The organism is Amycolatopsis speibonae, from assembly GCF_042647925.1.
GTDB lineage: Bacteria > Actinomycetota > Actinomycetes > Mycobacteriales > Pseudonocardiaceae > Amycolatopsis > Amycolatopsis speibonae.
On sequence record NZ_JBHRWK010000015.1, the window covers coordinates 52,806 to 63,798 of the forward strand.

Annotated in this window: 11 protein-coding genes; 3 read left to right on the top strand and 8 right to left on the bottom strand. The window is 70.2% G+C overall.

Going from position 1 to position 10,993, the window contains the following annotated elements:
* Positions 1–21 precede the first annotated feature (21 nt).
* From ACFOSH_RS12120 to ACFOSH_RS12130, 3 genes are read right to left on the bottom strand one after another with little or no spacing between them, the layout of a single operon-like run.
* Complete coding sequence (locus ACFOSH_RS12120) at positions 22–1,503, bottom strand: flavin-containing monooxygenase (RefSeq protein ID WP_378238885.1); 1,482 nt, start codon at positions 1,501–1,503, stop codon at positions 22–24.
* The gene (locus tag ACFOSH_RS12125) at positions 1,500–2,348 is read right to left on the bottom strand and encodes an SDR family oxidoreductase (protein ID WP_378238887.1); all 849 of its coding nucleotides are present in this window, start codon (positions 2,346–2,348) and stop codon (positions 1,500–1,502) included. Before ACFOSH_RS12125 ends, ACFOSH_RS12120 begins: the two co-directional genes overlap by 4 nt.
* A complete protein-coding gene (locus tag ACFOSH_RS12130; RefSeq protein WP_378238888.1) occupies positions 2,345–3,292 on the bottom strand; it encodes a patatin-like phospholipase family protein in 948 nt (315 codons plus the stop codon). The genes ACFOSH_RS12125 and ACFOSH_RS12130 overlap by 4 nt, the downstream gene beginning before the upstream one ends.
* 48 nt (positions 3,293–3,340) lie before the next feature.
* Here ACFOSH_RS12130 and ACFOSH_RS12135 point away from each other — a divergent pair, with 48 nt between their 5' ends.
* Complete coding sequence (locus ACFOSH_RS12135) at positions 3,341–3,973, top strand: TetR/AcrR family transcriptional regulator (RefSeq protein ID WP_378238889.1); 633 nt, start codon at positions 3,341–3,343, stop codon at positions 3,971–3,973.
* Between the two features lie 140 nt (positions 3,974–4,113).
* On the opposite strand, the gene ACFOSH_RS12140 is transcribed toward ACFOSH_RS12135, so the two are convergent.
* The 5 genes from ACFOSH_RS12140 to ACFOSH_RS12160 all read right to left on the bottom strand — a co-directional run bounded on the left by ACFOSH_RS12140 (position 4,114) and on the right by ACFOSH_RS12160 (position 9,080).
* A complete protein-coding gene (locus ACFOSH_RS12140; RefSeq protein WP_378238890.1) occupies positions 4,114–5,061 on the bottom strand; it encodes a helix-turn-helix transcriptional regulator in 948 nt (315 codons plus the stop codon).
* Between the two features lie 92 nt (positions 5,062–5,153).
* Complete coding sequence (locus tag ACFOSH_RS12145; protein ID WP_378238891.1) at positions 5,154–5,975, bottom strand: HpcH/HpaI aldolase/citrate lyase family protein; 822 nt, start codon at positions 5,973–5,975, stop codon at positions 5,154–5,156.
* The gene (locus ACFOSH_RS12150; RefSeq protein WP_378238892.1) at positions 5,972–6,763 is read right to left on the bottom strand and encodes an FAS1-like dehydratase domain-containing protein; all 792 of its coding nucleotides are present in this window, start codon (positions 6,761–6,763) and stop codon (positions 5,972–5,974) included. The genes ACFOSH_RS12145 and ACFOSH_RS12150 overlap by 4 nt, the downstream gene beginning before the upstream one ends.
* Positions 6,760–7,914, bottom strand: a complete 1,155-nt coding sequence (locus tag ACFOSH_RS12155; protein ID WP_378238893.1) for a CaiB/BaiF CoA transferase family protein — start codon at positions 7,912–7,914, stop codon at positions 6,760–6,762. The genes ACFOSH_RS12150 and ACFOSH_RS12155 overlap by 4 nt, the downstream gene beginning before the upstream one ends.
* 17 nt (positions 7,915–7,931) lie before the next feature.
* Positions 7,932–9,080 carry an acyl-CoA dehydrogenase family protein gene (locus ACFOSH_RS12160; protein ID WP_378238894.1) on the bottom strand — a complete coding sequence of 383 codons (1,149 nt, stop codon included), beginning with the start codon at positions 9,078–9,080 and terminating at the stop codon, positions 7,932–7,934.
* Between the two features lie 87 nt (positions 9,081–9,167).
* Here ACFOSH_RS12160 and ACFOSH_RS12165 point away from each other — a divergent pair, with 87 nt between their 5' ends.
* Together ACFOSH_RS12165 and ACFOSH_RS12170 are read left to right on the top strand one after the other, a co-directional pair.
* Positions 9,168–10,115, top strand: a complete 948-nt coding sequence (locus ACFOSH_RS12165) for a LysR family transcriptional regulator (RefSeq protein WP_378238898.1) — start codon at positions 9,168–9,170, stop codon at positions 10,113–10,115.
* Positions 10,112–10,894, top strand: a complete 783-nt coding sequence (locus ACFOSH_RS12170; protein WP_378238895.1) for an alpha/beta fold hydrolase — start codon at positions 10,112–10,114, stop codon at positions 10,892–10,894. The genes ACFOSH_RS12165 and ACFOSH_RS12170 overlap by 4 nt, the downstream gene beginning before the upstream one ends.
* The last annotated feature ends 99 nt before the right edge of the window (positions 10,895–10,993 follow it).

Sequence of the window (10,993 nt, forward strand, 5' to 3'; positions counted from 1 at the left end):
TGATCCCGGCACCCCTTCGGACTAAGCGAAGGTGTAGTCCTCGATCGGGAAACTCCCCGCCTCCTTGATCGCGTTCAGCGTGGACGACGGGCGGAGCAGGGTCGCCTCGCCGTGCGGGTTGAAGTAGTAGCTGTTCGCCGGAGCGCAGTTCCCGAGGGTGAAGATGGAGTCGCCGAGGCGTTCGGTCATCCGGTCGAGGAAAGCGTCGTTGGCTTCTTGCGTGACCTCGAACTCGGTCGCACCGCGTCCCCGCATCGCGCCGAAGAGCCGGTCCATATGCCGCATCTGCGTCTCGATGGTGGTGAAATAGGACAGTCCCGAATAGGAATACGGGCTGTTGAGCGAAACGAAGTTGGGGAACTTGGGGATCGCGACACCCTCGTAGGCCTGGAACCGGTTTTCCCGCCACCACTTCCCGAGGTCCCGGCCACCGCGGCCGATGATCTCGACCGCCGGGAAGTTCGCCTCCCACAGATCGAATCCCGTCGCCAGCACCAGGACGTCGATGTCCCGGCGCCGCCCGTCGGCGGTCTCGATCCCGGTCTCGTCGATCTTCGCGATGGACGTGGTCTCCAGGTGCACGTGGTCCTTGGTGAAGGCCGGGTAGTACTCGTTGGAGAACGTCGGGCGCTTGCAGCCGAACGAATAGCGCGGCGTCAGTTTCGCGCGCAGCCCCGGATCCCGCACCTGACGGCGGAGATGCGCCCGGCACCACAGCTTGCCGAGCCGGTTCGCCGCCGGCAGCTGCTTGTAGTGCAGGACCCCGGAGACCATCATCAGCTCCAGCAGCGCGGTCCCGGTCAGCCGGGCGACCCGCTGGGTCAACGGGACGGCGGCGAACGCGCGCCGGACGGCCTTGGGCACCGGGAAGTCCAGTTTGGGGCTCACCCAGATCGGGGTCCGCTGGTACACGGTGAGTTCCCGCGCGACCTTCGTGATCTCGGGGATCAGCTGGACCGCGGTCGCGCCGGTGCCGATCACCGCGACGCGTTTGCCCGCGAGGTCGTAGTCGTCGTCCCAGGCGGTGGTGTGGATGACCTTGCCGCCGAAGGTGTCGATCCCGGCGATGTCGGGTTTCTTGGGCTGGGAAAGGAAACCTGTCGCGGTGAGGAGGTACTTCGCGGTGACCGGCCCGCCGTCGGCCAAGGAGACCGTCCAGTGCGCGTTCGCCTCGTCCCAGACCGCGCCGGTCACCACCGAGCCGAAGCGCATGTAGCGCCGCAGCCGGTACTTGTCCGCGACGTGCTCGGCGTACCGCTTGAGTTCCGCGCCCGGCGCGAAGAGGCGCGACCAGTGCGGGTTCGGTTCGAACGAGTACGAGTAGGTGGCCGACGGGATGTCGACGGCCAGCCCGGGATAGCGGTTCACGTGCCAGGTGCCGCCGAGATCGGACTCGCGTTCCAGGATGAGCAGGTTGTCGTAGCCGAGCCGGTTGAGCTGGATCGCCGCGCCCATCCCGCCGAAACCGGCCCCGACGACGACGGCGTCGTACTGCGTGGTCATGCGTTTTCCTCCCGCTGGGTGTCCTGGTGGAGGCGGGCGCGGTAGCCGTCCCGCTCCGGTGAATCGGGGCGCAGGGCCCGGTCGTCCCGCATCAACCGCCGGAAGGCGTTGAGCGCCGGTTCGGGTGTCACGGCCGCGAGGGTGGCGAGTGCGCCGACGTAGCCGGGCACGGCGATCTCGGCGGCCCGGCTGCGGACGGAATCCACGACGGCGTCGGCGATCCGGCCCGGTTTGACCTTCGGGATCGGCCGCATGTCGAGCCCGGAAGCGAGCGCGGTGTCGACCGCCGACGGCAGCACGGCGGAGATACTGATGCCGTGCGGCGCGTACTCCAGCCGGGTCGCCGCGGTCAGCCCGACGACGGCGAACTTGCTGGCGTTGTAGATCGCCAGCCCCTTGACGGGGAACTTCCCGGCCAGCGAAGCGACGTTGACGATGTGCCCGCGGCCGCGTTCCAGCATGCCGGGCAGGGCCAGCCGCATCCCGTGGACGACGCCGAAGACGTTGACCTCCATGGTCGCCCGGTTCAGCGCGTCGGGGAGGTCGAGGAACCCGCCGTTGGGCATGATCCCGGCGTTGTTGACGAGCACCGCGAGCGGTCCGTTCGCCTGCTCGGCGTCGCCGAGGAAGGCGGCGAAGGAGGCCGCGTCGGCGACGTCGAGGTGATGCGCCGTCCCGCCGATGTCGGCGGCGGTGCGTTTCGCGGCTTCGAGGTCGAGATCGCCGATCGACACGCGCGCGCCGAGCGTGGCGAAGCGTTCCGCGGTCGCTCGGCCGATGCCTTGTCCGGCTCCGGTGATCGCCACGTGCGCCCCATCGAGGTCAAGGTCCGGGTACTTGCTCATGCGCGCACTCCCTCTCGTTCGAAGGCGGCGGCGACCAGGCCGGGCGCCGTCCGCAATGCCGTGGCGAGCACGTGCTCCCGCCGTCGTCCGTCCATGAAGTTGGCGCCCATGGCGGCGAGATCGGCCGGTCCCGGTTCGAGCCGGACCACCCGGACACCGGCAGCGCGCAGCCGCCGCGCCTCGTCGTCGACACGCCTGGTCATCGCCGTCCGCAGCAGGCGTTCCAGCCGGGCCGGACCGCGCGCCGGAGCCCCGCCTTCACTGCTCATCGGCGCGATCAGCACGACCTCGCCGATGTCGCGGGTGAGCAGGAGATCGGCCGAGGTCGGGGAGATCGTCCCGCCGTCGAGCAGCGGTCGTCCGTCCACAACGGACGGAGGGAACCAGCCGGGGATCGCCCACGACGCGGCGATGGCCTCGCCGAGGCGGGCGGGTGGCGCGTCCGGGGAGCCGAGCGCGATCCGCTTCCCCGTCAGGTCCGCGGCCATCAGCCAGGTCGCGGGATGCGGGACCCAGCCGCCGGGTGCCAGCGCGTCCCCGAGTTCGCGGAGCCAGCCCGCGTCTCCCCTGCCCTGGGGCAGGAGCCCCGCGAGACCGGCGAGCGTGTCGACGTCCCGGCTCAGCGCGGCCCGGACCAGCCCGGCCGCGGGCCACCGCGGGGACGGCACCGGAGGGAGCCGGTGCGGCGCCCGGCGGACGTGCGCGGCGACGACGGCATCGCCGCCGGGCGAGCCGGCGACCGCGTCGAGGATCGCCTTCGCCGGGATTCCCGCCCCGAGCATGGCCACCGCCTCGGCCCCCGCCGAGGTCCCGACCAGGACGTCCGCCTCGCGCGGGTCCCAGCCTGCCCGGTTGTGCAGCGCGTCGAGGACCGCGGCGGTCCAGGCGAAGCCCAGGGTCCCGCCGCAGCCGAGCACCAGCGCCCTTGCGGAATGACGTGTCATTTCCGGAACGGTATGTCATTTGAACGCCCGAGGCAATAAGCTGGCGGAATGACGACGGAGACCCCGGTCAGCAGGGCCGCACGGAAGAAGCAGGAACTACGGCGCGAGATCGTGGAGACCGCGTTCGACTGCTTCGCCGAACGCGGCTACCACACGACCGGCATCGCCGACATCGCCGCGCGGCTGGGCATCGGGCACGGCACCTTCTACCGGTACTTCCAGAACAAGCGGGACATCGTCGACCACGTGATCACGGATCTGGTCGAGAAGGTGGTCGCCGCGCTGGCCGCGGACAACGCGCCGGACGCGGTCCACAGCCTGGCCGAATACCGCAGGCAGAGCGCCCGGATCGGCGACGCGCTCGCCCGGATCTTCGGCAGCGACCCCCGGATGGCCCGGTTCCTCCTGCTCGAAGCGGCGGGCATCGACGCCGAGATGCGGGAACGGGTGATGGACTTCTACGAGACCGCCGCCGAACTGACCGCGGGCTACCTGCACCACGGTGTCCGCCTCGGGTATCTGCACGAGGACCTGGACGTGGACTCCACCGCCCGCGCGATCAACGGGATGATCCTCGCGTCGGTGCTCTCCGAGCTGCGCGACCCGTCACCGGAAAAGCAAGCGGCGATGAGCCGGGCGGTCCGCCGTGTCATGTACGACGGAATCGCGGCACCCCGCTGAAGAACCGGCCGGCCGGTCCGGGTTGCGACGCGCCAGCAGGCGGGGTCTGGGCGATACTGGCGGACAAGCTCCATCGAACCGGTTTCCAGGGCGCGGGTCTAGCAGTGAAAGCGCAGACCGGCATCGACGAAAACGAAACTTCAGGATCTGCGCAGGGTGTGACTGGGCGACTCGCCGAAGGCCGCGCGGTACTGCGCGCTGAACCGGCTACCGTCCAGAAAGCCCCATTTCGCCGCGACACGGGTGACCGTCGTACCTTCGGCGGCATCGCTGAGTTCCGCCCGGGCCCGGTCCATCCGGACCTGGCGCAGGTAGGCCATCGGGGTGGTGTCCAAATGCCGCCGGAACGCCAGCTGCAGGGCGCGCACCGACACCCGGCAGGCGCGGGCGATGTCGGCGACGCCGAGGTCGAGATCGGGATTCGCCTCCAGGAAGGCGATCCCGCGGCGCACGGTTTCCGGGACGGCGTCCCGGCGATCACACGGACGGTCCTCGCCCTTGCCCGTGGTGAAGGTGTCCAGTGCCACGGCCGCTACCAATCGCCCGGCCGCACCCAGCACCAGCGGGCCGTGCTCGACGTCCGACTCGGAGAAAAGCCCGGCGAGGTACCCGACCGTCCGGTGCCAGCGAAGCGCTTTCGTCGGACTCACCGGGTCGTAACGCAGCCGTTCGATCGTCCCGCCGTCCTGCACCGGGTCTGCGCCGATGAACAGAGGCAGGTCGATGCTGGTGACCTGAAGACGCACGCCGTGCATCCCCGTCCGGTAGCCGCGACCGGGATGCGGGCCGGCGAACACGTCGCCGCGAGTCAGCCTGCGATCGTTCAGGCCGTCCGCGATCTCGATCTCACCGCCAAGCACGCGCAGCAGCACCATCCTGCCCAACGGCTCGACATCGACCTCCGTGGTCAGCGTGTTGTGCAGGAAATCGAAATGCACGGCCCCGAGGTCGCAGCGTTTGTGCTCGAAACGGTAGTTCGCGACAGTGCCCCGTACCCGCAAACGGTTGTCGCGATAGGCCTCGGCGATCAGCGCGCGTGCCTGCTCCGGATCGGTGGTCACGAATTCCGTCACCAAGGGCTCGTGCATCGGGCCACGCCTCCTTTCCGTTCACCGTAACGAAAAGTCCACCCGCCGGAACGCTACCGCCACTCGGCGGGCACTACCAGCCCGCATCGGCGTCATCCGGCTGGTCGGAATGGCTGACCCGCGCGGTCCAGGATGGCCCTGGCCCGCGACTCGACCGGCCGGTCCACCATCTCACCGTCCGCCACGGCCACCGAGCCGTCGCCCACGAGCGCGGCCACGCCCCTCGCCCACTCGATTTCGCTTTCCGACGGGGCCAGCACCCGGCAGGCGACGGCCACCTGGCGGGGATGCACGCAGAGTTTTCCGGTGAAACCCAAGGTCCTGGCGTGGTCGAGGTCCGCGGTGAGCGCGGCCTCGTCGTCGAGTGCCGTGGTGACACCGTCGATCGGGGCCGCCCTGCCCGCGGCCGCCGCGGCGACGACGAGCGCGGATCGCGCGTACCGCAACGCCTCGTGCGACCGAGGGTCGACGCCGAGCTGCGCGGCCAGGTCGACGCTGCCGAAAGCGGGCCGAACCACCGCGTCCGCACCGCAGACCGCCACCGCCCCGGCGATCCCGGCCGCCGTTTCCACCAGCGGCAGGATCGGCACACCGGGCAGCCGTCCGGCGAGGGCGTCGATCTCGGCGCGGTCTTCGGCCTTGGGCGCCATCACCGCGAGCGCACGCCCGACACTGGCGACATCCTCGTGGTACCAAGGGGTTCCGGCGGCATTGATCCGGACAACGGCCTGATGCCCTTCCGCCAACCATGCCCTGACGTGCTCGCGCGCGGCCTCCTTTCGATCGGGCGCGACGGCGTCTTCCAGGTCGAGGATCACGACGTCGGCGCCGCTGGCGGCAGCTTTGGCGAACCGGTCCGGCCGGTGCCCCGGGACGAACAGGAAGGTCTTCGCACTGGCCAGGGAGTCGTTCATCGGCGCACCGTTCCGGTCGCGGTCCGCCGTCCATGGCGATCGCGTACGGCGGTGGCGGCCCCTTCCGCTCCGGCTTCGGCCCGGACGACCATGCCCTGATGGTCGAACAACGGTGAGACGAGGCGGTAGCCGAAGGCCAGTTCCCCGCCGATCCCCTGCCGCCGCGCGGCCTCGGCCATCGCGAGCGCCTGCAACGGCCCGTGGGTGAGCAGTCCCGGATAGCCTTCGACATCCCGCGCGTAGTCGCGGTCGTAGTGGATGCGGTGCGCGTTGTAGGTCAGCGCCGAGAACCGGAACAGCAGCGTCGGCGAGACGTCGATCGCCCACTCGCCTTCGGCCACCGGCACCTCCGGCTCCTCGCCTGCCACCTCGGCCCGCCCGGAAGCGGCATCGCGATAGACGAGGTCCTGCTCCTCGTCGACCACGACCCTGCCGTCCTGGACGATCTTGTGGCCGGTGACGACGAAGGTCAGCCGCCCGGTCCTGCCCTGTTTCTCGCGCACGGACAGCACTTCCGTGTGCCGAGTGGCGGACAGCCCGCACCGCAACGGCCCGAGCGTCCGCACCCGGCCGCCCGCCCACATGCGACGGCGTCCGGGCTCCGGCGGCGCGGGGATCGTGGCGCGGAGCGGATGCCCGTCCGGCCCCAGATCGGCCTGCGCGGGCCGGTCCAGCAGGTAGAACCAGTGCCACAGCAGGGGCAGGCCGTCGCGGTCCAGATCCGGCATCTCGACGTCGAGCAGCGAGGCCAGCGCCTCCGCCGGGCCGGGCTGCAGGATTTCCTTCACGTCCGGTCCTCTCCACCGGGGCCGAACTCGGCCCGGATCGACTCGTTGTGCGCTCCCAGTGCGGGGACCGGCCCCATGACCGGTTCCCGGCCCGCCACCTCGACCGGCGGGAGCAACGCCTCCAGCGGGCCGGCCGGGGTTTCCACCGCGCGCCAGCGGTTTCGCGCGGCCAGCTGCGGATGCCGGGTGAACTGCTCGGGCGTCCGCAGCCGGGCGTTGGCGATCCCGGCGTGCTCCAACAGGTCTCCGACCTCGTCCGAGGTCCGCCCTTCGAAGGTTTCTTCCAGGATCGCGGTGAGTTCGTCGTCGTTGCCGACGCGATCGTCGTTGGTCCGGAAGCGCGGATCGTCGACGAGTTCGGGGCGCGCCAGGACGTCCCGGCAGAGCACGACCCATTCCCGTTCACTTTGGACACTCAGGAAGACCTTGTCGTCACCGGTGCTGTACGGCCCGTACGGCGAGATCGACGGATGTGCCGCGGCCGTGCGCCGTGGCGGTTCCTGGCCATAGCGGGAGAAATAGGCGGGCTGACTCATCCACTCGCCGAGCGAGTCGATCATCGCGACGTGCAGGCTCGCGCCCTCGCCGGTGCGCTCGCGGTCGTACAACGCGGTGAGGATGCCGGTGTAGGCGTACATCCCGGTGGCGATGTCGGCGATCGAGATCCCCGCCTTGGCCGGGGTATCCGGGGTGCCGGTGGACATCACGAGCCCGGTTTCGCACTGCACCAGCAGGTCGTAGGCCTTCTTCGTCCGATACGGACCTTCGGGACCGTAGCCCGAGATCGAACAGTGGATCAGCTCCGGACGCTCCGCGCGCAGCGTCCCGGCGTCGAGTCCGAGCCGTTCCACCGCTCCGGGCACGAGGTTCTGCACGAACACGTCCGCCCGGTCGATCATCGCGCCGAGCAGCGCCCGATCGGCCGGATCCTTGATATCCAGTTCGACACTTTCCTTGCCCCGATTGAGCCAGACGAAGTAACTCGACTGCCCGTGGACGGTCCGGTCGTAGTCGCGGGCGAAGTCGCCGACGCCGCGGCGTTCGATCTTGATGACCCGGGCGCCGAGGTCGGCGAGCTGGCGCGACGCGAACGGCGCGGCGACGGCCTGTTCCAGCGCGACGACGGTGATTCCCTCGAGTGGGTGGCGCATACTGCCTTCCTCGCTGTTCAGGACGGGATGCGGTGCCGTTCGATCAGCTGGCGCGCGATCACGCCGCGCTGGATCTCGTTGGTGCCCTCACCGACGATCATCAGCGGCGCGTCACGGAAGTACCGCTCGACGTCGAACTCGGTCGAGTAGCCGTAGCCGCCGTGGATCCGGACAGCGTCGAGCGCGATCTCCATCGCGGCCTCGGAGGCGAACAGTTTCGCCATCCCCGCCTCCAGGTCCGCGCGCTCGCCAGAGTCGTAACGCCGCGCCGCGTGGTGCACCAGCTGGCGCGCGGCCTCGAGCTTGGTCGCCATGTCCGCGAGATAGTTGCCGATCGACTGGTGCTGCCAGATCGGCTTGCCGAAACTCTCCCGTTCCTGGGCGTAGCGCAGGGAGTCCTCCAGCGCGGCCCGTCCGACGCCGAGCGCCCGGCAGGCGACCTGGATCCGGCCGATCTCCAGTCCCCGCATCATCTGGGCGAAGCCACGCCCTTCCACGCCACCGAGCAGCGCCGTGGCCGGGGCACGGAAGCCGTCGAAAGAGAGCTCGCAGCTCTCGACGCCCTTGTAGCCGAGCTTGGGCAGATCCCGTGAGACCTCGAAACCGGGCCCTTTCCCCACCAGCAGGATGGAGATCCCCCGGTGCGCCGGTTCGGCGGCGGGGTCGGTCTTGCACAGCAACGCGACCAGCTGGGACCGGCGCGCGTTGGTGATCCACGTCTTGCCGCCGTTGACGACGTACTCGTCGCCCTCGCGCCGCGCCGTGGTGCGGAGAGCCTGGAGGTCCGAGCCGCCACCGGGTTCGGTGAGCGCCATCGTCGCGCGGATCTCGCCCGTCGCCATCTTCGGCAGATACGCGTCCTTCTGCTCCTGCGTGCCATACGTGGCGAGCAGCTTCGCGACGACGGTGTGGCCGCCCATCGCGCCGGCGAGGCTCATCCAGCCGCGCGAGAGTTCTTCGGTCACCAGCGCGTAGCACTGGGCGGAGACCTGGGTCTCGCCCCAGGGCTCGGGCACGGCCAGCCCGAAGACACCCATCGCCTTCATCTGGTCGACGAGCTTTTCGGGGTAGGTGTTCGTGTGGTCGAGCTCCTGCGCGACGGGCCGCACTTCGCGATCCACGAACTCGGCCACGAGCGCGACGATCGCGGTCTCTTCCTCGGTCATCTGACTATCATGAGTGATGATGACAGGGTAAGTGAAATACCGAATAGTGATCGCTCCATGCCGGACCGCGATACGGGAGGGACGACGGTGGACTTCAAGCAGCTCAAGGCGTTGGTGACGGTCGCCGAGGTCGGCAGTGTGACCCGCGCGGCCGAGCTGCTGCACCTGGTCCAGCCCGCGGTCACCCGCCAGATCCGCACCCTGGAGCAGGAACTGGGCGTTTCGTTGTTCGAGCGGACCCGCCACGGGATGCGCCCGACCGAGGCGGGCGCGACGCTCGTCGAACGCGCCCGGCGGGCCCTCACCGAACTCGACCGGGCCCGGGCCGAGCTGGCCCCGAAACCCGGGGTGGTCACCGGTATCGTCACGGTCGGCCTGCTGGAAAGCGCCGCCGAACGGCTCGCCGCGCCACTGACCACGGCCGTGCTGCGCGACCATCCGGGGATCGAACTGCGGCTGCTCACCGCGTATTCCGGGCATCTTCAACGGTGGATCGACGACGGCGACGTCGACCTGAGCCTGCTCTACAACCTGACCAGCACGCCGTCGCTCAATGTCCGCCCGCTGGTCCGCGAACGGCTGTGGGCGGTCGCTCCCCCGTCCGCCGGGCTGGATCCCGCACGGCCCGTCCCGTTCGCCGAGGTGGCCGCGCATCCGCTGGTGATGCCGTCCGAGGGGCACGCGCTGCGCACGCTCATCGACGGCGCGGCCCGCGAGGCGGGCGCCGAGACCGACGTCACCGTGCAGACCAACGCGATGACGCTGCAGAAACGCCTGGTGCTCGGCGGGCACGGCTGGACGATCCTGCCCGGCATCGGCATCGCCGCGGACGTCGCCGACGGCATCTTGAGCGCGGCGCCGGTCAGCGAACCGGAGGTCTGGCGCACCGTTGTCCTCGGCATGCCCCGGACCGGGCGGGTCACGCCCGCCGTCGACGCCGTCGCGCGGGCGCTGGTCCAGCAGATCCACCGGACCGTGCACGAGGGCGAGTGGCCCTCGGCGCGACTCTGGGACGACCGAACAGGAGAAGGATGACCACGCTCCCCCGCACCGGCCACGCCGTCGCCGCCGACGGGACCCGGCTGGCCTACCACCGGCACGGCACGGGCAGGCCGCTCGTGCTGCTGGCCGGGCAGGCGAACGACCACACCTGGTGGGACCGCACGCGCGGGGACTTCCCGAGCACGATCACCCTGGACTACCGCGGCACCGGAGCCAGCGACGCGCCCGACACTCCCTATTCCACAACGGGTTTCGCGGAGGACGTGATCGCGGTCCTCGACGAACTGGAGGTCACCGAGGCCGACGTCTACGGCACTTCGATGGGCGGCCGCGTCGCACAATGGGTCGCCGCGTGCTATCCCGGCCGGGTGCGACGACTCGTCCTCGGCTGTACCTCGCCGGGCGGCACGCACGGTGTCGAGCGGTCGAACGACGTGCGGCTCGCACTCGCCCGGCGGTCCTCGGTCCAGGCGCGGGAAACGCTGGAGGACCTGATGTACACGCCTGGCTGGCGTGCGTCTCATCCCGGGCCATATCGGGTGCTGGGCGCACACGGCATGCCGCCGCACGCTGTCCGGGGGCATCTCGTCGCGAGCAACACCCACGACGCCTGGGACGCGCTTCCGGAGATCACCGCACCCACTTTGGTCCTCCACGGCGACGACGATCTGCTGGCGCCGCCGGCCAACGCGCCCCTGCTGACGGAGCGGATCCCGGACGCGCGCATGCACCTCTTCGCCGGGGCGCGGCACGCCTACTTCGACGAGTGCCGCCCCGAGGCGAGTGACCTGGTGAGCGACTTCCTGGACTAGTGTCCTGCGCCGGAAATCCGTCGACAAAATCGGGCGAGTGACTCGAGGATCTCTTCGGCGGTTTTGGTCCAGAGGAATGGCCGGGGATGGGTGTTCCAG

Bases quoted from the DNA above. Each gene is read 5' to 3' on its own strand.
- ACFOSH_RS12120 (WP_378238885.1), bottom strand. From the start codon at position 1,503: ATGACCACGCAGTACGACGCCGTCGTCGTCGGGGCCGGTTTCGGCGGG.
- ACFOSH_RS12125 (WP_378238887.1), bottom strand. From the start codon at position 2,348: ATGAGCAAGTACCCGGACCTTGACCTCGATGGGGCGCACGTGGCGATC.
- ACFOSH_RS12130 (WP_378238888.1), bottom strand. From the start codon at position 3,292: ATGACACGTCATTCCGCAAGGGCGCTGGTGCTCGGCTGCGGCGGGACC.
- ACFOSH_RS12135 (WP_378238889.1), top strand. From the start codon at position 3,341: ATGACGACGGAGACCCCGGTCAGCAGGGCCGCACGGAAGAAGCAGGAA.
- ACFOSH_RS12140 (WP_378238890.1), bottom strand. From the start codon at position 5,061: ATGCACGAGCCCTTGGTGACGGAATTCGTGACCACCGATCCGGAGCAG.
- ACFOSH_RS12145 (WP_378238891.1), bottom strand. From the start codon at position 5,975: ATGAACGACTCCCTGGCCAGTGCGAAGACCTTCCTGTTCGTCCCGGGG.
- ACFOSH_RS12155 (WP_378238893.1), bottom strand. From the start codon at position 7,914: ATGCGCCACCCACTCGAGGGAATCACCGTCGTCGCGCTGGAACAGGCC.
- ACFOSH_RS12160 (WP_378238894.1), bottom strand. From the start codon at position 9,080: ATGACCGAGGAAGAGACCGCGATCGTCGCGCTCGTGGCCGAGTTCGTG.
- ACFOSH_RS12170 (WP_378238895.1), top strand. From the start codon at position 10,112: ATGACCACGCTCCCCCGCACCGGCCACGCCGTCGCCGCCGACGGGACC.